The organism is Moraxella bovoculi, assembly GCF_000988745.2.
GTDB classification, from domain to species: domain Bacteria; phylum Pseudomonadota; class Gammaproteobacteria; order Pseudomonadales; family Moraxellaceae; genus Moraxella; species Moraxella bovoculi.
This window is the reverse complement of sequence record NZ_CP011381.2, coordinates 394,666-420,411: the sequence shown is the minus strand read 5'-3', so window position 1 is coordinate 420,411 and position 25,746 is coordinate 394,666. Positions and strand designations below refer to the sequence as shown.

Sequence of the window (25,746 nt, the reverse complement as noted above, 5' to 3'; positions counted from 1 at the left end):
TCAATCCATCTGTGGCAATACAATCATAAACAGGATACCATATGAAACTAAAACTTACCTCACTGGCATTGGCAGTAGCATCGTCTGTCTGCATGACAGCGGCATATGCCGATGATGGCAGAGACAATAAAGACAAATTACATTATCCAAAAACTCGTGTACACCAAGACAGCTACGATCCATTTTTAAGCGGTGAATTTGGCATGTCTGCCAATACAGCGGACATCAAAAACGCACGATATGACAACGCTCAAAACATTCCCGATGATGGCATTGATCACTATATCGGTGGCACGATTGTCGATAAATATCGTTGGCTAGAAGAGTATGACAACATCGATGCTTATGTCGCCAATGAGACCAGTGATGACCGCCAACGCAACATGATCGGCACTCGTTTTGAGGACGATCATCCACTTGAAGCCAGAACCACCAAATACCTACAAACCGTTCAGCCAAAAGTATCTAGTGAGGTCAATGACTGGGTCAATGCTCAAAATGCACTGTCCACAGAATATGTCAAAGATTCACCTTTCTATGAACAATTAAAACGCAACTACGAAGCCTTAAAAGGCGTCGAGCACACCATCAGTCACACCAATCGTGATGGCATCGGTGAAATCCGTTACTATCGTCATGCGGACGGCTATGATCGCATTGAGAAGATTGCACCAGATGGTACTCGTACCGAGCTGCTTAATGAAGCAAACATCTCACCAGATGGCAAGGCCGAACCAAACGGCAAAGCCGACATTCGTGGTGTCAAAGTGAGTAAAGATGGCAGCTACATCTCTTTCTTCGTCCGCTCAGGCTCTGCTGACATTGACCCAAGATATTTACATGTCATTGATACTCGCACAGGCAAGCTTGCTACGCCTGTCATCAAAAACATTAGACGAGACATCATGAAAGCCACATGGCTGGATGATGACACTTTATTTTATGTAGGCAACTCTCCACAACTTGCCATTTATCGTCGTGATATTGGCAAAGAGCGCTTTAATGATCCTATTGAAGTCAGCTACTTACATCTCGGAGGCAGTGCAGTTACTGGCATCTCTTTTGAAGGCGATGACGATCGTTACTTGGTCATGAACGCCATAGCCTTCGGTACAAACACCGCCTTTATCAAAGATCGCAAAACAGGAGACATCTATCGCCTACATAACCCCAAATTCTTTGATGAAGCCATTCGCTATAAAATTGCATTTAATAACAATGTCTTAGCTGAATTGGTTCACTTTGATGACAAAACCCGTGATGTTTGGCTCATCAGTGGCGAGAATAATCGCAAAGGTGAAATCATCAAAACCAACTTGGATAATCTTAAAAAACGAGAAGTTGTGGTTACCACTCCAGAAGACTTAGACTTAATGCGTGATGCCTATTATCACGAAGAGGGTGATGGCTATTTCTTGGTTACCTATCTCAAAGATGGGGTCAGCCGTCTAAAACTGGTAGATGCCACCACAGGAAAGTTCCTAAAAGATCTAACTCCGCCACAAGGTGCTGGATATATTTCCGACCTTTCTGGCAATGTTGTGGGCAAAGAGTCTGATAAAGACAAGGATAAAAACAAAGACGACGATCCAGAAGCGAATGAAAACTACATCAAATTCTCTTTTGAAAATCCCACTTTCCCTCAGACAGAATATAAGTACAGCATTGCCAAAGATGAGTATTTAGATATTCGTCGTTCTGACTTGGTGCCTTTTGATGAAACTCAATACGAAAGCAAAGTGGTATTTTATACCTCTTATGACGGCACAAAAGTTCCAATGAACATCAGCTACAAAAAAGGCATCGTCTTAGATGGCAAAAACCCAACCATACTGTATGGCTACGGTGGTTATGGCGTCATTTATGATCAAGCATTCGGCTTCCCTGCAAATACCGCTTGGCTAGAAAATGGTGGCGTATGGGCTCATGCCTTCATTCGTGGTGGTGGTGAGTACGGCGAAGAATGGCAAAATGCCGCAAAATACACCAATCGCTTGACAGGCTATGACGATTTTGCTGCAGCAGCCGATTACCTCAACCAAGCAGGCTATGCCGATCCCGATCATCTGGGCATCATGGGCGGATCAAATGGCGGTCTTTTGGTCGGAGCAGCAATGGTTCGACATCCAGAAAAATACCGAGTAGCATTGCCGCAAGTCGCAGTACTAGATCAGCTTCGCCAATCAGACATGGGCATCACCCAATACTGGATGGAGGAGTATGGCGTGCCATCTGAAGGTCGTCATGTTTATGATGTCTTGATGAGCTATTCGCCTTATCACAACTTAAAGTCTGGCACATGCTATCCATCAACCTTGGTTCAAACATCAAAACGAGATGACCGTGTCGTACCATCGCACTCTTATAAGTTTGTGGCTAAACTTCAAGAGATTGAGAGTTGCGGTCGTCCAGCATTGTTATATGCATCTGAAAACCATGGTCACAGTTCAAATATCTATGCTGAGCGTAAAAACAACGAATTGATGACGATTGCTTTTGCATTCAAAGAGCTGGGGGCTAAGAGCGTACCAAATCTTGAAAAACGCCCAACAGCAGATGAAATGAAGACGGACAAATGGCGTGCTGAAGATGCAGCGAAAGCTGAGCGTCAAAAGCAACAAAAAGAAAAAGTCAATAAGTAAGCCATCATCATTCAAAAAGGTCTTTAGATTAACTAAAGACCTTTTTTATACCAAATCCATTTTTAAAATATCACAATCCACACCACCATTACCGCACATTCAATAAACCCAAACAAAAGACATTAGCTTGGAACAATATACTCAATTAACCCCAAAATAACCCACCAACCCTTGCTGAATACCCTCAAACTTTGATAAATGACTTCCAAGCCATTTCTTAATGGTTGCCCAAGTCTGCTCAATGGCGTTTAATTCAGGTGAATAATATAGCAAGGGTAAGATGATGGGCTGAACATATGCTCATCCGACCAAGTCATCTCCACAAAAAACCCATGCGACGACATGGGTTTTTTGTGGTAACAAAGAGAGGATCGCTCATTATTATCCTATTGCTGTCTTTTTAGATAATCACCAACATGGATTGGCTGAACAGTCCTACGAACAGGCCCTGATGACGACTCTGCTGATTGCTGAGAACCTTGTTGACTGATGGCACTGGCATGACCTGCTGGTGCTTGCTGTCCAGATGATTGAGGTTGTGCACTCTCGTTTAAGGTCAGCCCTGTTGCAATCACAGTTACTTGCAATTCATCACCCATCGTATCATCATACACAAAACCCCAGAAAATATCACCCTCATCTAAGTCAGCAATCTTTGAAAGCAGCCCACCGATTTCATCTGCCTCACTTAAATTCATGGATTCCTGCATACCTTTGATACTAACAATCAATCCTTTAGCATTGTCAAGACGCAAATCATCTAGCAGCGGTGAGCGAGTTGCTTTTTCAGTGGCTTGTTTGGCACGATCATCACCACTGGCACGCCCAATACCCATCATCGCATATCCACGAGACTGCATGGCGGTGCAAACATCTTCAAAGTCCACATTGACCTGACCTGGACAACGCACGGTCTCAATAATTCCCTGGACGGCAAATAACAACACATCATCTGCTTTTTTAAAGGCGTCTGCGATGGAAATATTATTATAAACTTGGCGTAATTTTTCGTTAGGCACTGTGATGATAGAATCAACATGTTGGGACAGTTCAGCAATACCCTCTTTAGCAATCTTCGTGCGTTTACTGCCCTCAAACTTAAATGGTGTCGTTACTACCGCTACCGTTAAAAGCTGCATTTCTTTAGCAATGCGAGCAATGACAGGAGCCGCCCCTGTGCCTGTGCCACCACCCATGCCTGAGGTAATAAATACCATGTGATAGCCTGACAATAACGAGCGAATTTCTTCTCCGTTTTGCTCTGCCAACTCACGCCCTTGAGCTGGACGACCGCCCACACCTAAGCCCGCCCCGCCAAATTGAAATTTATTAGGTACTGATAAATGCTCAAGGACTTGAGCATCAGTGTTGGTCGCCACGAATGTCACACCTGAAACATTCTGACGAACCATATGCTCAACCGCATTGCCTCCGCAACCGCCTACTCCAAAAAACAATGAATTTCGCTTGTCCGTCTGTATCAAGTTGCGTGTCGTCTGACATGCTATAAGCCGACATATTTCCTCCAAATTAGTAAAAATGACTCAAAAAAAGACATCAAAACCACTTTTTAACGCTCTTAGCAAATGACTGCCAAGCTTTAGAAATTTTATTCACCAGGTCGCTCTGAACTGGCGAATCATCATGACCATTGCGTAAAAACTGCTCGCTATTTTGATATAGTAATGCACCGATTGCCGTATGCAACTTATTGCCTTTGATATGGTCATTTATTAAGACAATAAGTTACAGTTTAAATCTGCAATCATCGCTTGTCCTTAGACAATAAAAAAGCCGAATCACGTTTCGGCTTTTTTATTGAATTTAATATTAAGACAAGGTCTGCTCTAAGATGGTCACACATAAGGTTGCAAAATCAATTCCCGCTTGCTTTGCCGCCATCGGTACCAAGCTGTGATCCGTCATGCCTGGCACAGTATTGATCTCTAATAGGTATAATTTACCATCGTCAGACTTTAGAAAATCGACGCGCGCCCAACCACGACCACCAATGCCGCTAAAGGCACGTCGCGCAAGCTCGCCCATTTCACGCTCCTGCTTATCCGTTAGATCTGATGGACATTGATATACCGTGTCGTCGCGCAGATATTTGGCATCATAGTCATAGAACTTACCCTTAGGGATGATGCGAATACTTGGCAGCACCGTATCGCCAAGCAGCGAACACGCGTACTCACCGCCTGTGATTGCTTTTTCTGCAAGAATCTCGCCGTGATACTGCTTAAGCTTAGGGTATGCTTTTGCCAAATCGCCCACCCTCTCAATCATCATCACGCCAACGCTAGAACCCTCAGCTGCCGGTTTGACAAACAAAGGAAAGCCCAACTCTTTTTCTACTTGCTCAAAATCACTGTCGTCATTTAAGACTACATAAGGCACATTCGGAAGCCCCAATGACTGCCACAATAAGCGATTGCGAAATTTATCCATCGCAACAGCAGAAGCCAGCACGCCACAGCCTGTGTATGGGATATTAAAACCATCCAGCACGCCTTGTAAGCTGCCATCCTCGCCAAATGTACCATGCAGTACATTAAACACACGGTCATAGTCACGCAGCTTCGAGATGTCGGTCTCTTTGGGGTCAAAATGATGCGCGTCCACACCTTTTGAAAGCAATGCATTTAGCACCGCCTTGCCACTATTTAATGAAACTTCGCACTCACTGCTCGTGCCACCACAAACAACAGCCACTTTACCAAAAGCAGTTGGATCAATCTTTGTCATGTTATCTCTCAAATGGTCTAATTATTTATCTATGAATTATTTTAGATACAGTTCGTTATCTCTTAAATCCAAACAAATCTGCCCCACATTGCCCGCGCCTTGAGTGATTAGAAGATCGCCGGCTTTTAGGACGCGCTGCATGACTGGTGCTAGATTTTCTTTATCCACGAGCGTTGGCTCGACTTGTCCACGTAGGCGAATGCTGCGCGCCAATGACTTAGTATCGGCACCCACAATCAACGCCTCGCCTGCTGGATACACATCCAACAAAAGCAGCTCATCGACATTCGACAACACCTCAACAAACTCATCAAAGCAGTCACGAGTACGGCTATAACGGTGCGGCTGGAACATCATCACTAAGCGACGCTCGGGATAGCTTTGGCGAGCTGCCTTGATGGTGGCCAGCACTTCGGTTGGATGATGCCCATAGTCATCAATCAGTAGTACATTGCCGCCATCTACAGTAATGTCTGCCTGCTGTTCAAAGCGGCGACCCACGCCTGCAAACTTACTCACCGCACGAACGATCGCCTCATCATCCACGCCTTCATCAGTCGCCAGAGTGATGGCAGCCAGTGCATTTAGGACGTTGTGCTCGCCAGGGATGTTTAAAGTCAGGCGAAGTGGCTCGCGATCCTTGCGCAGTACAGTAAAATGCGTGCGTGTACCTTCCACCTCTAGGTGGGTCGCCTGCACGTCATTATGCGAACCGAAACCGAAAGTTAGTACAGGGCGCGCAATGTCATCAATCATGCCAGACAATTCTTGATCATCGCCACAAATTACCGCCAATCCATAAAAGGGCATATTTTGCAGGAATTGGATATAAGCCTGCTTTAACTTATCAAAGCTGCCGCCATAGGTCTCCATGTGATCTTCATCGATGTTGGTCACGATCGCCGCCATCGGACGCAGCGACAGGAATGAGGCATCCGACTCATCGGCTTCCGCCACCAAATATCGAGAGCTGCCCAACGATGCGTTCTTACCCGATGCGTTTAATTTACCGCCAATCACATAAGTGGGATCAAAGCCTGCTTCGGTCAGCATCATTGTCAAAAGGCTTGTGGTCGTGGTTTTGCCGTGAGCGCCCGCCACCGCAATGCTATGGCGATATCGCATAAGCTCGCCCAGCATATCGGCACGGCGAACCACAGGCAAACGGGCTTGCAGGGCTGATTTAATCTCTGGGTTATTTTTGTCAATGGCAGATGATACCACAATCACATCGGCGTTTTTGATATTGTCGGCACTATGCCCAATAAAAATGGTCACACCCAATGCTCGCAATCTTTGAGTAACTTGACTTTGCTTGATGTCCGAGCCTGATACGCCATAGCCTTGATTAAATAACACTTCGGCAATGCCACACATTCCCGCCCCACCAATCCCGACAAAATGAATGTGTTTAATGCGACGCATTTCTGGGATTTGGATAAGTTGTTTGGGTAGGGGTTGTTTGGGATTGGTCATTTGTTGTTCCTTTAAAATAAAAGCGACATTTAGCCAGTTAAACGCCATAAAATTGGTTGGGTAAAATTAACAAATCATCATTCAATGTTTTGCAATTTTTTAAATCATTGTCATTTAATAATTGCAAGGCAAAATCCAATTCACCTTGACGATGTTTTAATTCGCCAGTAACAAAATAAATGGGCTTATTCAAATTTCTTAAAAATTTTAAGAACTCACCATTGATTTTGTCATCAACCATTGTATTGCCTGCCATTCTGCTATAAATAAAAGGCTCTTTGGCAATTAAATAGTGCTTAAAATAACGACTTTTTTCAATGTCGTGAATGGCGGTATGGCTAATAAGTAAACTAACTGTTGACATTTTCATTATACTGTGTAAATAAATCGAATGCACAAATGGCATTTAATTTGAAAGGCTCACTGTTTTTGACAATTTCAATTTTTTTGCCAAGCAAGTCTGATGAGTGAATTTAGCTCAATCATTTTCGTAAATTAGTGTTCGATGGCATCAAATAATAACATCATCAATTAGGTATCAATTTTAAAACTCTTGCCCAAATGGTCTTAATTAGACACACCCATTATCAACCATTCAAATTCAAGTCTTTGCACTCAACTGATAAGTATAAACCGCATGGCTAATGATATCGCCATTAACATTTTCATTATTGGCAATGATCCCACAAAACTCAAATCCCAGTCGCTCAGCAACTCGTCGGCTTGGGATATTGTGCTCGCCCGCTTTAATATCCACCACTTCCATGCCGTAGGTATTTTTCGCAATATCCATAATGGCACGCACCGCAAGACTCATGATGCCACGCCCTTGATAATCTTGGCGTAGCCAATAGCCGATTTCCGCCTTTTTTAGATGATGATAAATATTATTTAAGCTCACCGCACCAATAATTTTATCTTCATAAATAACATGGGTGTGAATGGCTTTATTCTCAGCATATTGATGTAGAGCAAATTTGACAAATTCACAATAGCTATTTTCGCTAAAGTCATTCGCCCATGGTAGCCATTCACCCAAGTAGTCTTTTTGCACATTAACGATGCCATTCATTTGACTGGCAAATGATGAATGCACCAAGGCCAGGTTTAATGTGTCGTTGATTTTATAGTGAAACATTTTTATTACCTCATCACAAGACCATCAAAACTATTTTTTAACCGCACTCTCCACAATATCCGCCACTTGTTCAGCTGCCTTTGGATTTGCCATTGAATGGGCTTTTTGTGCCATTGCCAAACATTGTTCACGGGTCAAATCACCCAGAATCTGTGCCAATTTCTCCCCTGATAGCTCACTTTGAGGTAATAAAATCCCCGCTCCCTTATCGGTTAAGGACTTGGCATTAAAGGTTTGATGGTCATCTACCGCAGTCGGTAAAGGGATAAAAATCGCCGCCACACCAGCATTGCCAATCTCAGTAACGGTCAACGCTCCAGCACGACACACCACCACATCCGCCCAAGCATAAGCGGCCGCCATATCGTCAATAAAGGCAAGCGGTTGTACGGCATACTTATTCATATCAATGCCTGCTTGTGAGTAGGCAACCAGCATTTCATCAAAGTTATCCTTGCCACATTGGTGCTTGACGGATAAAGGCTTATCGCTTAGCTTTAACAAATCCACAATAGCGGTGTTGATTGCTTTTGCACCAAGCGAACCGCCCACCACCAGCACCTTTAACGGCGAGACATCATGACACTCATAACGAGAAGCAGGCGGTTCAATATTCGCAATGCTTGTACGCACAGGATTACCCACTGTCATCAAGCGTTCTTTATGCGTATGGACAAACGCCCCATCAAATGCTTGCAAGATCACATCAGCATGACGAGCCAAATTCTTATTACTCATACCAACAATGGCATTTTGTTCATGAATGATGAGTGGCTTTTTGGCAAGTTTTGCTGCCAGCCCCCCTGGTGCTGTTACATAACCACCAAAACCTACCACGACATCAATCCGTTCGTTTGCAATGACCTTGCGAGCATCGATGACCGATTTTAAAAGCATGAAAGGCAGCTTTATCATGCGTGCCAAACCCTTACCTCTCAAACCTTGCATTTGAATGTGGTGCATGACATACCCATGCTTAGCAACCAAATCATTTTCCATGCCATTTGGCGTCCCAAGCCAATGTATCGCCGCACCTCTTTTGGTCAGCTCATCTGCAACCGCCAAAGCAGGAAAGACATGCCCACCTGTCCCTGCTGCCATCATCAACACATTCATATTTTATTCCTCACACATTGCTATCAACTGGCAAAAAAAACCAGTCAATACAATATTTTGAAATAAATTTTAAATAATTACAAGAAAAATTTATACACCTTACAAAAATCCATCAAACATTCGCCATCAAGAAATCTATCGAAGAGATTTTTTAAAACATTTTTTACAACTTGATAAATTTTTTAAAATAAAAAAGAGTGGAAAATCCACTCTTAATCACTCTGTCAGTACCGTTATTATTAAGCAAACGACTCAGCCAATATCACACCACCATCTTTTTTGGTAATCACTACGGTAGCCGAACGGGGTGTCTTGCCACCTGCCACCGCAGCAAAAGTTCCTTCTGGATGCTGGATGTTGATGAACAGTGCCTTAAAGTCAGGAGTCATGGTGATGCCCGTCACTTCTGAACCAGCAGGACCTACAAAGAAACGCTTTAAGGTGTCAGGCGTAGCGGTCGCCCCGACGTGCGTCATCTTGCCGGCAGTAGTAGAGATGGTCTCGCCATCACCAATCTTATTCGGCAGTGCTGCCAGCAGCATGCAGTTGGTAGTCTTGGTATAAGCACCATCATCCGTCTGAATCCACAGGACGCCACGCGGATCAAAGAACAGACCATCTGGAGCTGACAAATCGTTCTCAGCGGTTAGCTTAGATAGATTCTGCTCAGCCTTATCATGTGGAGAGGCGAACAGGTAAATGTCCCAGCGGAACTTATCGCCTGTATTGCCCGCCAATTCTGCAAAGCGGATGATGTGTCCATGCTGGTTGCCTTTGCCATCGTAGCTGCGAGGGTTGGCAGCATTCACATCTTCTTCTTTACGCTTAGAGTTATTGGTTAAGGTAACATAGACTTCGCCTGTGATTGGGCTGACCGACACCCATTCTGGTCTATCCATCTTGGTTGCGCCTAATTTGTCAGCAGCCAAACGAGCAAAGACAGCGATCTCAGCTTCATCTTTAAAATCGGTCAATGCAGGGTTTTTCTTTGATAATTCACGCCACTCGCCCGTGCCGTCATCATTAAACACCGCAACATATAGCGTGCCTTTATCAAGGTATTTATCGCCCGCTTTTAGACCACCGCCGATGTCTTTGTTTGACCACTTGGCATCTGAGACGAACTTATAGATGTACTCGCCACGCGCATCATCACCCATATAGAACACTAAGTTCTCACCCTGCTCTGGCGGCACAAAAGCGCAGTTCTCATGCGCAAAACGACCCAAACTTGTGCGTTTCACCGCTTGTGCTTTTGGATTAAACGGGTCAATCTCGGTGATATAGCCAAAGGTATTGAAGGTATTACGATGATCGTCGGTAGGCTTCTTGGAGTCAGGTTTGGCGGTCACATCCCAATGATCGAACTCGCCTTGATGACCATCTGCAGGTGTGTGCCATGAATAAGAAGGATCGCCAATCTTATTTTCTTTCAGTCCATAACGAGCAGCACGCTTATCATTATCATCGCCAATGATGTGTTTGTCCGCACCACGAGCAAATACATTTAAAAAGTTCTCTTCTGTGGTCAGATACGTTCCCCATGGTGACAATCCGGCGCCACACTGGTTATTAATACCAACACTGGTTAAACCCTTAGGGTCGATTTTCGTCTGTAGATATTCACTACCTTTGGCGACGCCTGAAATTTTGGTTGTCGTGCCGCTGGTATAACGCTTGTTAAACGGAGAATCTTTAACCAATTCATAACCTGTCGGTGTACGCTTTAGCTCAACCACAGACACGCCATGCGCGTGAATCTCACGGCGAACATCGTTTGCTAGCTTTCTTTTTTGATAAATTTTGGTTGCGCCTGGATCTTCTTCTTTATAATTTTCGATCGGGTTTAGGTTTGGATTGGTATATTCATGGTTCATGGCAAGTAGTCCACGCTCCGAAACTTCAGGCGCATACTGACCATTTTTTAGACCAAAAAACCACATGCCATCGTGGTTATCGCCCATGCGGTATCTGAACGATTCGCCCACCACCATGCGATCATCCGTCCAGTCATCGATACCACTGACCAGTGGCGTACCCAGCGGCAAAATCAACTCAGCACGATAACCCTCAGCCACTACCATGTCGCCACCTGTATAGTGTGGCACGGCGGTGAATTTTAGCGAGTCTGGACGTTGTAAATTTTTGACGGTGTTGGCTGATGGCTTAGCCAGCGCCGACAACGGGAAACTACCAAAAAACGCTGCGGCAGTCAGACCAGCGCCGCCTTTTAGAACGCTGCGGCGATGCACAGAATTCATCATCGATGCAAATTCAGGGTTGTCTGTTGAGTTGGAATCCTCTACAAATTCTTCATCTTCAAAATCTAACTCACTAGGGCTGTGCGATAGCATGGCATACTCCAAATACGATAAAAATACAGTTAAATTAATCCAAAAGTGTGATTAACACTGCGGTGAGTATCGGACACTTTCAAATTAACAAACCATTAAAAGGTATGCATAGGATAAGATATATTTATGACAATTTCATGAATGAAAATTGCAATTAGATAATAAAGAATAAGACGGTAAATAACCGTCTTATTGCCATGTGGATACTATATCAATCTACCAATTTCTCTATGAATTCGATAAAATCAACCGCGATCTGCGTGCCACATTGATCATCAATCTCTCGCACACAAGTTGGCGATGTTACGTTAATTTCTGTGATTTTTGCACCGATTAGGTCAAGCCCGACAAAGTACAGACCATTTTGTAATAATGTTGGCGCGACTTTTTCGGCGACAGCAAGCTCAGCATCAGTCAGTGGCATGGCAACACCGTGACCACCTGCGGCCAAATTACCACGAGTCTCGCCCCCTTGTGGGATGCGTGCCAAACAATACGGCACCACTTTTCCGCCAACAATCAGCACGCGTTTATCGCCCTCTTTAATCTCTGGTAGATATTTTTGTGCCATGATGGGCAAGCTCTCCATCTGGGTCAGCATCTCTAGGGTTGAACCGATGTTCGGACTGTCTGCCGTCAACCGAAAAATCCCCATACCGCCCATGCCATCTAGTGGCTTGACAATCACATCTTCATACTCATTGATGAATTCACGAATGTGTGATTGCTTGGCAGTGACAATGGTTGGGCTCATGTATTCACTAAACTGCGTCGCGAATAGCTTTTCGTTGCACGCACGCACTGAATTAGGATCATTCACCACAAGCACCCCTGCGCGCTTGGCATATTCTAATAAATGCAAAGCATACAAAAAGTTCATGTTAAATGGCGGATCTTTACGCATCAAGATCACATCAAAGTCCGTGGCCTTAACGGTGGTTTTTTCATCAAGCTCGTAAAATTTTTCAGGATTTTTAAAAACTCTTAGATCCTGCTTATCCACACAAAGCTCACCCTTATCAAGCCACAGATCATGAATACCGCAATACGCCAAACCATGATTACGCTCGCTAATTGCCCACATCATCGCAAGAGATGTGTCTTTTTTATAGCTGATGGCGGCAATATCATCCATGACAATTAGAAAGTTTAATTTTTTCATGGCTCAAATCCCATATTGCTGGCGATAGGCTTGCATTTTTGCCAGATGCTCGGTCTCACCTTTGGCTTCTAGAAACGCAATAATATCATCGATATCTACAAGCGCATGAACAGGCACGCCAAAGTCATCATTGATCTGTTGCACTGCTGAACGTTCATCCTGCCCACGTTCTTTGCGATCAAGTGCAATGACAATTCCCGCAAGATTTGCACCGGCATTTTTTAGAATCTCAACCACCTCACGCACCGCTGTGCCAGCTGTCATGACGTCATCGATCACCCATACTGACTTCCCAGTTAGATCTGCGCCGACTAAGTTACCACCCTCGCCGTGTGTCTTAGCTTCTTTGCGGTTATAGCCCCAAGCAGCGTCAATATCATGAGATTGCCATAGAGTCTGTGCCGTAGTCGCCACAAAAGGAATGCCCTTATAAGCCGCGCCGAAGATGGTAGGACTTTCGGTGTTTTTTAATTCATTAGCAAGGATTTGAGCATAACCTTTTGATAGCATATCAAGCGCCTTACCACTTGATAATAATCCAGCATTAAAAAAGTATGGACTGACTCGGCCTGATTTTAAGGTAAATTCGCCAAATTTTAGTACGCCATAATCAAGCAACAGCTGAATAAATTCATTCTTATTAAACATGAACATCTCCAATTTTTAAATTAATATGCAAATAAAAAAAAGCTATTGTACTCCCATACTTTATTTTTATCAATTTACGATTTGCTCAATTTCAATAAAAAACGCACTGAATATCAGTGCGTTCTATCTTAATCAAATAAGAATTAAGATTGTGCAGCAGCTTGAGCAGCAGCAACTTCAGCAGCGAAGTCTTCTTGCTTCTTCTCGATGCCTTCGCCAACTTCAAGACGCTTAAAGCTTAGAACAGTTGCATTTTCAGCTTTCAGTACATCACCAACTTTCTTCTCATTGTCGATAACGTATGGCTGATTTACAAGCGTTACTTCGTTTAGGTACTTTTGAACACCACCGGTAATCATCTTCTCAATAACCGCTTCGGGCTTACCTGATTCTTTAGCTTTAGCTTCGATGATGTCTTTTTCACGCGCTAGGATGTCGGCAGGTACGCTTTCTTCATTAACCGCCAGTGGGTTGAATGCAGCTACTTGCATCGCAACAGATTTACCAAGCTCTTCTGAACCACCTTCCATTGATACCACAACACCGATACGGATGCCGTGACGGTATGCAGCAAGGTTAGCGCCTTCGATGATTTCAGCGCGGCGAACTTGGATATTTTCGCCGATTTTTTGTACCAATGCGATACGAGCTTCTTCAACAGTCGTGCCATCGCCATAAGGTAGTGCAGAGATCGCTTCAACATCAGTTGTATTGTTAGCTAGCGCAAGATCAGCTATTTTGTTAGCGAATGCAGTGAAGCTCTCGTCTTTAGCAACGAAGTCAGTTTGGCAGTTTACTTCTAATAGCAGTGCTTTACCAGCAGCTTGAGCAATAACGATTGCACCATCAGCAGCGATGTTACCTGCTTTTTTAGCAGCTTTAGCTTGACCTGATTTACGTAGGTTATCAATGGCAAGTTCGATATCGCCACCAGCTTCTTCTAGCGCTTTTTTACATTCCATCATGCCAAGACCAGTACGGTCACGAAGTTCTTTAACGGTTTTTGCAGATACTTGAGACATAATTACAGCCTTTTCTTAATTGAATATTTTTGAAAATAGACTCATCAGTGAATAATAAGTCTAAAATTTTTGCCAAATTAGTAGTTATTCACAACTTGACCTGCTTGGTCAACTGTATCTTCAACTTCCGCTGTGGCATTCTCACGATTGGCAGCTTTATCGTCATCCAATTCAGATTTGCCAGCTTGAGTCTTCGCATACTCCTTACCAGCGATGATGGCATCTGCCATGGCAGTTGCATATAGGCTTACTGCACGAATCGCATCATCATTAGCGGCGATAACATAATCAACGTTATCTGGGTTAGAGTTAGTATCAACGATACCGATAACAGGGATACCTAGATTTTTAGCTTCTTTAATAGCAATTGCTTCGTGATCAACGTCGATTACGAATAATGCATCTGGCAAGCCACCCATGTCCTTGATACCGCCGAGTGCGCGCTCAAGTTTCTCCATATCGCGGGTACGCTCAAGAGCTTCACGCTTAGTAAGTTTTGCAAAAGTACCATCTTCAGCTTGTTTCTCTAGCTCTTTTAGGCGAGTGATTGACTGACGAATGGTTTTCCAGTTAGTCAAAGTACCACCTAACCAGCGGTGATCGATGTAAGGCATGCCAGCACGTTGTGCTTGTTCGCGGATTACACCACTTGCTGCGCGCTTAGTACCAACAAAAAGGATCTTGTTACGGTTAGCAGCTTGTTGGTTAGCAAAAGTCAATGCTTCATTGAATTGCTTAACAGTGTGTTCAAGGTTAATGATGTGAATGCGGTTACGTGCACCAAAGATGTATTGGTTCATTTTTGGGTTCCAAAAACGAGTTTGGTGACCAAAGTGAGCACCCGCTTCTAGCAAATCACGCATTGAAATTTGAGTTGGGTTTTTATCTGACATAAAAATTCCTAAAAATAAGTTGGGTTACGCCTCCACAAAAGTAAGAATAGCAAATTCGAAGGCACGCATCTGCCGAACAGCAGATTAATCAAACCTTCAAACACCCTGCCATCTTTTTCATATAGCTTTTGTGTGTGTAGTGTTGATAAAAATACGCCTATTAAAAATAGACATATTATTGTATCAAATAAAGAATGAAAAAGCAATTATATTATCTACTCTACGCTGCACCACATCCTTGCGTTCGCAAGTCTTCATCAACATCGGTTGTGCAAGCCCAAACACCTTGACCATCACGCTTCCAAGTAATTTTCTTGCCATGTAAGGACCGAGCAGCGTCACCACCCAAGGTTGCCTCAATGGTTGATGTTTCACCTAAAGTAACAATCAGACCAGATTGTCCAGTTGCAGGATTATTCTCAGTAGCAGCTGGGGCAACGCCACTGTCTTGCAATAAATTACTCTTTGACCATCCCAACTGGCATTTAGTGCCATTACTTCCCTGCATCAAGCAAATATCTATCGTACTTCTAAGCTGGCTTGTCTCCATTGTTACACGAGTAACCTGAGCGATTGCCGTTCGACTTTGGAACTGCGGAATGGCAAACATCGCAAGAACCCCAATGATGACAATAACTATCAATAGCTCAATTAAGGTAAAACCTTTCTGAGTAATCATAAATAAAACCTTTAACCCAAACAAATTAGAATCAATTATGCCACTTTTTTACAATATTATCAATATCTTTATATTTATGTAACCCCACACAAAAAAACCCCCTCCATCATCTGATGAAGGGGCCTCAAATAAGATGCTGACGATGACCTACTCTCACATGGGCGAACCACACTACCATCGGCGCTAAGACGTTTCACTTCTGAGTTCGGGAAGGGATCAGGTGGTTCCATCTTGCTATTGTCGTCAGCGTAAAAGGATTAACAACGCTGTTTATGAGTCTGTTGTTTTGTTTTTATTCAAGATTGATTCAAGCTTGTTAGGTAAAATCTTTACACTTATCTCATACTAAACCACTTGGGTGTTGTATGGTCAAGCCAAACGAGCAATTAGTATTGGTTAGCTACACATGTCACCATGCTTCCACACCCAACCTATCAACGTCGTAGTCTACAACGGCTCTTTAGGGAAATCTTATCTTGAGGTGGGCTTCCCGCTTAGATGCTTTCAGCGGTTATCCCATCCGAACGTAGCTACCCGGCGATGCTTCTGGCGAAACAACCGGAACACCAGAGGTTCGTCCACTCTGGTCCTCTCGTACTAGGAGCAGATCCTCTCAAATTTCCAACGCCCACGGTAGATAGGGACCGAACTGTCTCACGACGTTCTAAACCCAGCTCGCGTACCTCTTTAAATGGCGAACAGCCATACCCTTGGGACCTGCTTCAGCCCCAGGATGAGATGAGCCGACATCGAGGTGCCAAACACCGCCGTCGATATGAACTCTTGGGCGGTATCAGCCTGTTATCCCCAGAGTACCTTTTATCCGTTGAGCGATGGCCCTTCCATACAGAACCACCGGATCACTAAGACCTACTTTCGTACCTGCTCGACTTGTGGGTCTCGCAGTTAAGCGCGCTTTTGCCTTTATACTCTTTGAACGATTTCCGACCGTTCTGAGCGCACCTTCGTACTCCTCCGTTACTCTTTAGGAGGAGACCGCCCCAGTCAAACTACCCACCATACATTGTCCTTAGATCTGTTAATCTCAAGTTAGAACCCCAACATAACCAGGGTGGTATTTCAAGGATGGCTCCATGGCAACTGGCGTCGCCACTTCAAAGCCTCCCACCTATCCTACACAAGTTAGGTCAAAGTTCAATGTAAAGCTGTAGTAAAGGTTCACGGGGTCTTTCCGTCTAGCCGCGGGTACACAGCATCTTCACTGCGATTTCGATTTCACTGAGTCTCTGCTGGAGACAGCGCTGCCATCATTATGCCATTCGTGCAGGTCGGAACTTACCCGACAAGGAATTTCGCTACCTTAGGACCGTTATAGTTACGGCCGCCGTTTACTGGGGCTTCGATCAAGAGCTTCGCATACGCTAACCCCATCAATTAACCTTCCAGCACCGGGCAGGCATCACACCCTATACGTCCACTTTCGTGTTTGCAGAGTGCTGTGTTTTTAATAAACAGTTGCAGCAGCCTGGTATCTGCGACTGCCAACAGCTCAGGAAGCAAGTTCCATCACCATCGGCAGCGTACCTTCTCCCGAAGTTACGGTACCATTTTGCCTAGTTCCTTCAGCAGAGTTCTCTCAAGCGCCTTGGTATTCTCTACCTGACCACCTGTGTCGGTTTCGGGTACGATTTGTTTATGACTATCGCTTAGAAGCTTTTCCTGGAAGCAGGGTATTTGCCACTTCGCCAGTAAACTGGCTTGCTATCAGATCTCAGTAATAGTCTAGCGGATTTGCCTACTAAACCTACCTACATCCTTCCACCTGGACAACCAACGCCAGGCTGACATAACCTTCTCCGTCCCTCCATCGCATCATAAACAAGTATCGGAATATTAACCGATTTCCCATCGACTACGCCTTTCGGCCTCGCCTTAGGGGTCGACTCACCCAGCCCCGATTAACGTTGGACTGGAACCCTTGGTCTTCCGGCGAACGGGCTTTTCACCCGTTTTGTCGTTACTCACGTCAGCATTCGCTCTTGTGATACCTCCAGCATACCTTACGATACACCTTCACAGGCTTACACAACGCTCCCCTACCACTTAATTGAAACAATTAAATCCGCAGCTTCGGCTCCTAGTTTGAGCCCCGTTACATCTTCCGCGCAGGCCGACTCGACTAGTGAGCTATTACGCTTTCTTTAAATGATGGCTGCTTCTAAGCCAACATCCTAGCTGTCTGTGCCTTCCCACATCGTTTCCCACTTAACTAGGAATTTGGGGCCTTAGCTGGCGGTCTGGGTTGTTTCCCTCTTGACGACGGACGTTAGCACCCGCCGTCTGTCTCCCGGATATCACTCATCGGTATTCGGAGTTTGCATCGGTTTGGTAAGTCGGGATGACCCCCTAGCCGAAACAGTGCTCTACCCCCAATGGTGTTCGTCCGAGGCGCTACCTAAATAGCTTTCGGGGAGAACCAGCTATCACCGAGTTTGATTAGCCTTTCACCCCTATCCACAAGTCATCCCCTGGCTTTTCAACGACAGTGGGTTCGGTCCTCCGGTGCCTGTTACGGCACTTTCAACCTGCTCATGGATAGATCACTCGGTTTCGGGTCTATACCCTGCAACTTAATTCGCCCTATTAAGACTCGGTTTCCCTACGGCTCCCCTAAACGGTTAACCTTGCTACAGAATATAAGTCGCTGACCCATTATACAAAAGGTACGCCGTCACCCAACAAGTGGGCTCCGACTGCTTGTATGCACACGGTTTCAGGTTCTATTTCACTCCCCTAACAGGGGTTCTTTTCGCCTTTCCCTCACGGTACTGGTTCACTATCGGTCAGTCAGGAGTATTTAGCCTTGGAGGATGGTCCCCCCATCTTCAGACAAGATTTCACGTGTCTCGCCCTACTTAATATGTCGCATTTGCAGTTTCGCATACAGGACTATCACCTACTATGGTTGGCTTTCCCACGCCATTTTGCTACTACAAGTTTGATCGGCTACTCCCCGTTCGCTCGCCGCTACTTGGGGAATCTCTATTGATGTCTTTTCCTCGGGGTACTGAGATGTTTCACTTCTCCCGGTTCGCCTCCTAACCAAAGGTTAGGATAGCCAACTTATGTTGGCTGGGTTTCCCCATTCAGAAATCGCCGGGTCACAGGATATTGCCACCTCACCGACGCTTATCGCAGGCTATCACGTCTTTCATCGCCTCTGACTGCCAAGGCATCCACCATGTGCACTTCATTACTTGACCATACAACCCCAAAGGGTCTTTAATGTATGGGTAATGTGTAACGATTCACCTATGTTTACGCTTGATTCAGTTCTCTTTACTTTAGGTGATTGTATTGGGTACAATCACCATGGTTAATTATTTGTTGGAATTAAATAATTAACCCAGACTCATATATACGTTGTTAAATAGTGATATAAACTTCGTCAGTTTATAAAGTTAAAGCATAAATAAGAAATCTTATTTAAATTGCTTATGTATGCTTTTGATGTTTAATAATGGTGGAGTTAAGGAGAGTCGAACTCCTGACCTCCTGCGTGCAAGGCAGGCGCTCTACCAACTGAGCTATAACCCCATTTGTTAATGGTGGGTCTAATAAGACTTGAACTTATGACCCCCGCGTTATCAACACGGTGCTCTAACCAACTGAGCTATAGACCCGTTTTAAACATCTTACTAAAGAACAACTTGTTGTGAATTCTTGCCAATCAGATAATATCGTTAAGGAGGTGATCCAGCCGCAGGTTCCCCTACGGCTACCTTGTTACGACTTCACCCCAGTCATCGACCCCACCGTGGTGAGCGCCCTCTTGCGTTAGGCTACCCACTTCTGGTGAGATCAACTCCCATGGTGTGACGGGCGGTGTGTACAAGGCCCGGGAACGTATTCACCGCAGCATTCTGATCTGCGATTACTAGCGATTCCGACTTCATAGAGTCGAGTTGCAGACTCTAATCCGGACTACGATTGGCTTTTTGAGATTAGCATCACATCGCTGTGTAGCAACCCTTTGTACCAACCATTGTAGCACGTGTGTAGCCCTGGTCGTAAGGGCCATGATGACTTGACGTCGTCCCCGCCTTCCTCCAGTTTGTCACTGGCAGTATCCTTAGAGTTCCCGACCGAGTCGCTGGTAACTAAGGAAAAGGGTTGCGCTCGTTGCGGGACTTAACCCAACATCTCACGACACGAGCTGACGACAGCCATGCAGCACCTGTATGTAGATTCCCGAAGGCACTCCCGCATCTCTGCAGGATTCCTACTATGTCAAGACCAGGTAAGGTTCTTCGCGTTGCATCGAATTAAACCACATGCTCCACCGCTTGTGCGGGCCCCCGTCAATTCATTTGAGTTTTAACCTTGCGGCCGTACTCCCCAGGCGGTCTACTTATTGCGTTAACTGCGTCACTAAGTCTTTAAAAGACCCAACGACTGGTAGACATCGTTTACGGCGTGGACTACCAGGGTATCTAATCCTGTTTGCTACCCACGCTTTCGAACCTCAGTGTCAGTATGATGCCAGGAAGCTGCCTTCGCCATCGGTATTCCTCCAGATCTCTACGCATTTCACCGCTACACCTGGAATTCTACTTCCCTCTCACCTACTCTAGTCACCCAGTATCAGATGCAGTTCCCAGGTTAAGCCCGGGGCTTTCACATCTGACTTAAATGACCACCTACGCTCGCTTTACGCCCAGTAATTCCGATTAACGCTTGCACCCTCTGTATTACCGCGGCTGCTGGCACAGAGTTAGCCGGTGCTTATTCTGTAGGTAACGTCAGGGCTTGTGGGTATTAACCACAAGCTTTTCCTCCCCACTTAAAGTGCTTTACAACCAAAAGGCCTTCTTCACACACGCGGCATGGCTGGATCAGGCTTTCGCCCATTGTCCAATATTCCCCACTGCTGCCTCCCGTAGGAGTCTGGGCCGTGTCTCAGTCCCAGTGTGGCTGATCATCCTCTCAGACCAGCTACAGATCGTCGCCTTGGTAGGCCTTTACCCCACCAACTAGCTAATCCGACTTAGGCTCATCTATTAGCGAGAGCTAAAAGCCCCCTTTCTCTCGTAAGACGTATGCGGTATTAGCCATCCTTTCGGATGGTTATCCCCCACTAATAGGCAGATTCCTAAGCATTACTCACCCGTTCGCCACTAATCATATCTAGCAAGCTAGATAGTCATCGTTCGACTTGCATGTGTTAAGCCTGCCGCCAGCGTTCAATCTGAGCCATGATCAAACTCTTCAGTTTAATCTTTTTAAGATGCCTATTAAGTATCTTAGTAAACTAAGATAAGTTAGGACTTGGCTCATTTATTATATTACTAGCAAAATTTGATACTTAATGACTTAATTTATTAAATTAAGAAACAAGCATCCGCTCATCGTGTAAATGAATTAACTTTGAGTATTTTTGTCTTAATAACTAATAAATGAATATTTATATATTATTTATTGAATTATCTTGTATTGACAAAAATCCACACAAGTTGTTCTTTAGTTTGGATTTTAAATAGTGTATTCGTCTGTCGTCCAGCGAATGAGTGCGTATTATACGCTTTTAAAATTTAATGTCAAGCGTTTTTTTCAAAATTTTTAAAGTTTTTTTGAGATTTGTTAATTCTCGTCTCAAATTCTTTAACTTATTGAATTTAAACAAGTTTTTTATGACTTGCTGTGCTTGAGTGGTGCGTATTATAGGGGGAGGAATGAGGTTGGTCAAGGGGGAATTTAAGAAAAAGTTTAGAAAGTTTGTAAGTGGTTGATTTGGTGGGGGATTTATTTTAAAAAGGCAATCGTTGATTGATTGCCTTTTATAACAGCGTCTTATTTATATTAATTCAGATTGGACTTAATCAATCCTACCAAGTCCGACACATCGCCAGCAGTAGTATCAAAGCTACACATTAAGCGCACAGTACCTTCGGTATCCCAATTATAAAAGGCGTATTTTTGGCGGGCGGCATCAACTGCTTTCTTAGGTAATTTAACAAAGACACCATTAGACTGAACGTCATAAATCGGTTGAATACCCAGCGTGATAAGTTCATCCGCCAACTGCTTTGCCATCGCATTGGCTTGCCGTGCATTATTAAGATAAAGATTATCTGATAATAGCGCTATGAATTGAGCGGAGATAAAGCGCATTTTTGAAGCGGTTTGAAGTCCCACTTTACGCAAAAAACGCAGTGAGCTGGCAAGCTCTTTGTCAAAGACAATCAAACACTCACCCATCATCATGCCGTTCTTCGTACCGCCAAAGGACACCATATCCACACCGGTCTCAAGAATCATCTCTTTAAATGTGGCATTTAGATAAGCGGCAGCATTGGATAATCTTGCGCCATCGACAAATACCTTCATGCCATGCGCATGCGCAGTCTCACAAATCGCGCGAATCTCATCTATGCTATAACAAGTGCCGTATTCGGTGGTCTGACTGATATAGACAACGGATGGTTGAGCACGATGTTCGCTTCCGATATTATAAAGCTGAGAGAGGATCATATCGGGAATCAACTTGCCATCTTCGGTGGGCATCGCCAATAGTTTAAGCCCGCCTACAACCTGCGGCGCAGTGCTTTCGTCTTGATGAATGTGCGCCGACTCGGTACAAATTACCGCACCCCAACGAGTGCTTATTGCCTGCAGCCCAACCACATTCGCACCCGTGCCATTAAACATCGGATAAGCGTGAGCTGTATCGCCAAAATGCGCACGGATAATAGTCTGCAATTCTTCTGTAAATTCATCATAGCCATAAGCAGGAACATGCCCGCCATTTGCCAGGTTCAAAGCATCCATAATCTTAAGATGCACGCCTGAATAGTTATCTGAAGCGAAATTTTTAGCTGTTGGAGTCTGCATTTGTTTCCTCGGTTGGTTTTTTTGACTATTATACCTGGAATGGATTAAAGGGGAAAGGGTTTTGGATATCTCTTTAAGCTGTCGCGGTCATTTTGGTATTGCCAAGTCTGTGTTTGAATTTGGCAAATAAAACTGCTGCCATGAATGTGATTGCTTGCAAAAGCACAATCGTCGCCCCCGTTGCCGAATCCAGATGATAACTTAAAATCACGCCTAAAAAACTCGTCAAACACGAACTTACCACCGCCACAGCCAGCATGGTATGAAATCGCCTGCATAAGACAAATGCCGTGATACCAGGGGAGATGAGCATGGCCACCACCAAAATCACGCCAACCGCTTGCATGGCAACCACAATTGTCGCAGAGAGCAGGATAAGCAGTCCATAATGCAAAACTTTGGGCGACAGTCCTGCCACACGGGCATGACTTGGGTCAAAGCAGTACAAAAGCAAATCCTTACCCTTTAACAGCACCGCCCCCAAAATCGCCCCACAAATTATCATGGTCTGGATAAGCATTTCGCGGCTGATACCAAGCAGATTGCCAAACAAAATATGCTTTAAATGCTGATCGGTGTCCATTTTGGTAAACATGACAAGCCCCACTGCAAACATTCCTGCAAAGACAATGCCCATAAGCGTATCTTCCTTGATACGGGTGTTGTTTTTTAAAAAACCCACCGATACGGCACAAAACAGCCCTGCCACAAACGCCCCAAGCGACATCGGCACCCCAAGCCATACCGCCACAATCACCCCCGGGAACACCGCATGGCTAATCGCATCGCCCATCAAAGACCAACCCTTTAAAACCACATAACACGACAGCACCGCACACACCGCCCCAACAACGACCGATGACAATAGGGCGTGTTGCATAAAGGTGTGGGATAAGGGTTCGGTGAGAAAGTTAAGAAGTTGCATACTAAAATCTATGGTTGTCAAATTGGACGGATAAACGCTTTGCCTTTACCCATCGGGTGATTATCCCAAACTTCGGCGAAAACAAAAACGCCAGCACAAACAATGCTGTCTGCAAGGACACAATCACACCCCCTGTCGCTCCGTCTAGGTAGTAGCTTAGATAAACACCAAGCCCGCTTGTGGTTACGCCCAACAATCCTGCGATTAGGATAAGCGGACGAAATCTGTCGGTGAGCTGATATGCCGTTGCCCCTGGGGTGATGACCATCGCAATCACCAAAATCGCCCCCACCGTTTGCAGTGCCGACACCACGCACGCAGACAGCAGGCTAAAAAACAGCACTTGATACACTTTGGGCGACAACCCCACCGATTTGGCGTGAATTTCATCAAAAAACACCAAAAGCAAATCTTTCCAAAAAACGAGCAAAAAACCAAGGGACACCGCCATGACGATGCCCACTTGTATCATGTCGGTATCACTAATGCCCAAAATATTGCCAAAAATAATCTCTTGAACATTGACAGACGTGGGATTGATAGAGATGATAAACAGCCCCAACGCAAAAAACGTGGTGAAAATAAAGCCAATCACTGCATCTTCTTTTAGGTTTGTCAAAGATTTAACCCACAGAATCGCCAAAGACGCCAATATCCCCGAAAAAAACGCCCCAATCGCATAAGGTAAGCCGAGTGCGTACGCAATCGCCACGCCAGGGACGACCGCATGGGACAAGGCATCGCCAATAAGCGACCAACCCTTTAACATCAAATATGCCGATAAAAACGCACACACACCACCGACCACAGACGACAGCACCATCGCTTTTACCATATATTCATAAGCGAATGGTTCGGCAAGCAGTGCAAACAGCTCACTCATGGCATGTCCTTATTTGGGTTTAAATTTGGTGTGGGGCTGGGCGTTGTGGTGTCGGTTTTAGGGTTGTACAGTTGTACGTCGTCATCTTTTGCCCGTTTTTGATTCATATTGACCTGCCCCACACGGCTCGCCTGTGCGATCTTATCGCAGTGGCTACGCTCGGGCGTGCCGTCATGCACCCCATAAAACACCGCAGGCACTTCATCGTCCGCCAAAATCGTAACCGCACGACTGTCATCGTCATCGTGCAAGTCCTTGCCTGCCAAGCGAATTTGCCGTAACACTCCCCCAAACACCTTCTCCAAATTCTCTTGGGTAAAGGTGTCTTTGGTTGTACCACTTGCCAGCACGGTGCGATTTATCATCACCACTTGGTCGCAAAATTCTGGAATCGTCCCCAGATTGTGCGTGGAGATTAAAATCAAATGCCCTTCGCTTCGTAAATCGTCAAGCAGAGCCATAATCGCCTTTTCGGTTTTGACATCAACGCCTGTAAACGGCTCATCAAGCAGGATAATTTTGCCTTCTTGGGCAAGCGAGCGAGCCAAAAACACTCGTTTTTTTTGACCGCCTGACAGTTCGCTGATTTGCCTGTCTTTTAGATGAGAAATATCCACCCGAGCCATGGCGTCTGCTACCTTTTGGCGGTCGACTGCCTTGGGCAGTCGCAAAAAATTCATATAGCCATACCGCCCCATCATCACCACATCATAAACCGATACAGGAAATTGCCAGTCCACTTCTTCGGCTTGGGGAACGTATGCGACTAGGTTTTGTTTTAGGGCGGTGTTAATGGGCAAGCCACAGAGCAAAATCTGCCCTGATTGGGGTTTAATCAGTCCCATAATGGACTTAAACAGCGTGGATTTGCCAGAGCCGTTTACCCCCACCAAGGCACAAGTTGTCCCGCCTGTTAAGGTAAAATTCATGTCAAAAAGGGCGTGATGACCGTTGGCGTAACGCACGGACAACCCCTGAACGCTGATACTGGCGGTTAAATCGTGAATGTGTGTCATAATTGTGAAAAATTGATTTAAAAAAGATAGAAATTTTTGAAATTAGCACAATAAATCAATGGTGGATTTGTAGGGGAAAATTGCAATTTGCCCAACAAAACCCTTAGCATTTAGGCGTTGTATTCGCCCCTACCGCCTAATTTATAAACACTATATTCCCATATTTTTTAAATCAAAAATTTGGCAAGATAC

The 25,746-nt window shown here is 44.9% G+C and carries 16 protein-coding genes, 2 tRNA genes, 3 rRNA genes and 1 pseudogene; 1 reads left to right on the top strand and 21 read right to left on the bottom strand.

All coding sequences use genetic code 11. The features are described 5' to 3' along the window. Positions 1–41 precede the first annotated feature (41 nt). The gene (locus AAX10_RS01980) at positions 42–2,642 is read left to right on the top strand and encodes a prolyl oligopeptidase family serine peptidase (RefSeq protein WP_080946978.1); all 2,601 of its coding nucleotides are present in this window, start codon (positions 42–44) and stop codon (positions 2,640–2,642) included. A 386-nt stretch (positions 2,643–3,028) separates the two neighbouring features. Here AAX10_RS01980 and ftsZ read toward each other — a convergent pair. From ftsZ to AAX10_RS01875, 21 genes and pseudogenes are all read right to left on the bottom strand, one after another. Continuing rightward, positions 3,029–4,160 (bottom strand): annotated as a pseudogene (gene ftsZ, locus AAX10_RS01975) (cell division protein FtsZ). A gap of 312 nt (positions 4,161–4,472) precedes the next feature. Further along, on the bottom strand, positions 4,473–5,390 hold the full coding sequence (locus tag AAX10_RS01970; RefSeq protein ID WP_046699690.1) for a D-alanine--D-alanine ligase: 918 nt from the start codon (positions 5,388–5,390) through the stop codon (positions 4,473–4,475). A gap of 36 nt (positions 5,391–5,426) precedes the next feature. Beyond that, a complete protein-coding gene (gene murC / locus AAX10_RS01965; RefSeq protein WP_046699689.1) occupies positions 5,427–6,866 on the bottom strand; it encodes a UDP-N-acetylmuramate--L-alanine ligase in 1,440 nt (479 codons plus the stop codon). Positions 6,867–6,903: 37 nt separating this feature from the next. Further along, the gene (locus AAX10_RS01960; protein WP_046700885.1) at positions 6,904–7,236 is read right to left on the bottom strand and encodes a hypothetical protein; all 333 of its coding nucleotides are present in this window, start codon (positions 7,234–7,236) and stop codon (positions 6,904–6,906) included. A gap of 231 nt (positions 7,237–7,467) precedes the next feature. Continuing rightward, positions 7,468–8,004: a GNAT family N-acetyltransferase gene (locus tag AAX10_RS01955; RefSeq protein WP_046699688.1), complete on the bottom strand. Its 537-nt coding sequence runs from the start codon at positions 8,002–8,004 to the stop codon at positions 7,468–7,470. Between the two features lie 30 nt (positions 8,005–8,034). Further along, the gene (murG, locus tag AAX10_RS01950; RefSeq protein WP_046699687.1) at positions 8,035–9,120 is read right to left on the bottom strand and encodes an undecaprenyldiphospho-muramoylpentapeptide beta-N-acetylglucosaminyltransferase; all 1,086 of its coding nucleotides are present in this window, start codon (positions 9,118–9,120) and stop codon (positions 8,035–8,037) included. 239 nt (positions 9,121–9,359) lie between these two features. Continuing rightward, positions 9,360–11,474: a PhoX family protein gene (locus tag AAX10_RS01945; protein WP_046699686.1), complete on the bottom strand. Its 2,115-nt coding sequence runs from the start codon at positions 11,472–11,474 to the stop codon at positions 9,360–9,362. 211 nt (positions 11,475–11,685) lie between these two features. Then, positions 11,686–12,636: a glutathione synthase gene (gene gshB / locus AAX10_RS01940; protein ID WP_036366864.1), complete on the bottom strand. Its 951-nt coding sequence runs from the start codon at positions 12,634–12,636 to the stop codon at positions 11,686–11,688. 3 nt (positions 12,637–12,639) lie between these two features. Next, complete coding sequence (gene pyrE / locus AAX10_RS01935) at positions 12,640–13,290, bottom strand: orotate phosphoribosyltransferase (protein WP_036366862.1); 651 nt, start codon at positions 13,288–13,290, stop codon at positions 12,640–12,642. A gap of 137 nt (positions 13,291–13,427) precedes the next feature. Next, a complete protein-coding gene (gene tsf / locus AAX10_RS01930; protein WP_036366858.1) occupies positions 13,428–14,306 on the bottom strand; it encodes a translation elongation factor Ts in 879 nt (292 codons plus the stop codon). 77 nt (positions 14,307–14,383) lie between these two features. Then, positions 14,384–15,199 (bottom strand): 30S ribosomal protein S2, encoded by an 816-nt coding sequence (gene rpsB, locus AAX10_RS01925; RefSeq protein WP_036366856.1) that lies wholly within the window; start codon positions 15,197–15,199, stop codon positions 14,384–14,386. 220 nt (positions 15,200–15,419) lie between these two features. After that, the gene (locus AAX10_RS01920) at positions 15,420–15,878 is read right to left on the bottom strand and encodes a pilin (protein WP_036366854.1); all 459 of its coding nucleotides are present in this window, start codon (positions 15,876–15,878) and stop codon (positions 15,420–15,422) included. A gap of 134 nt (positions 15,879–16,012) precedes the next feature. Next, a 5S ribosomal RNA gene (rrf, locus tag AAX10_RS01915) occupies positions 16,013–16,126 on the bottom strand. A gap of 117 nt (positions 16,127–16,243) precedes the next feature. Then, positions 16,244–19,102: ribosomal RNA gene (locus AAX10_RS01910) — 23S ribosomal RNA — on the bottom strand. Positions 19,103–19,360: 258 nt separating this feature from the next. After that, positions 19,361–19,436, bottom strand: a tRNA-Ala gene (locus AAX10_RS01905). 9 nt (positions 19,437–19,445) lie between these two features. Then, positions 19,446–19,522, bottom strand: a tRNA-Ile gene (locus AAX10_RS01900). A gap of 61 nt (positions 19,523–19,583) precedes the next feature. Further along, positions 19,584–21,114, bottom strand: a 16S ribosomal RNA gene (locus AAX10_RS01895). The 16S, 23S and 5S rRNA genes sit together here with 2 tRNA genes alongside, the layout of an rRNA operon. Positions 21,115–21,698: 584 nt before the next feature. Then, positions 21,699–22,730, bottom strand: coding sequence for a threonine aldolase family protein (locus AAX10_RS01890; RefSeq protein ID WP_046699685.1), 1,032 nt, complete (start codon positions 22,728–22,730; stop codon positions 21,699–21,701). Positions 22,731–22,803: 73 nt separating this feature from the next. Beyond that, entirely contained in the window at positions 22,804–23,655 is an 852-nt protein-coding gene (locus AAX10_RS01885; RefSeq protein ID WP_036365990.1) for a metal ABC transporter permease, read from the bottom strand. A gap of 1 nt (position 23,656) precedes the next feature. Further along, positions 23,657–24,538 (bottom strand): metal ABC transporter permease, encoded by an 882-nt coding sequence (locus AAX10_RS01880; RefSeq protein WP_275540221.1) that lies wholly within the window; start codon positions 24,536–24,538, stop codon positions 23,657–23,659. Beyond that, positions 24,535–25,554 carry an ATP-binding cassette domain-containing protein gene (locus tag AAX10_RS01875; protein ID WP_080702217.1) on the bottom strand — a complete coding sequence of 340 codons (1,020 nt, stop codon included), beginning with the start codon at positions 25,552–25,554 and terminating at the stop codon, positions 24,535–24,537. The genes AAX10_RS01880 and AAX10_RS01875 overlap by 4 nt, the downstream gene beginning before the upstream one ends. Between the last annotated feature and the right edge of the window lie 192 nt (positions 25,555–25,746).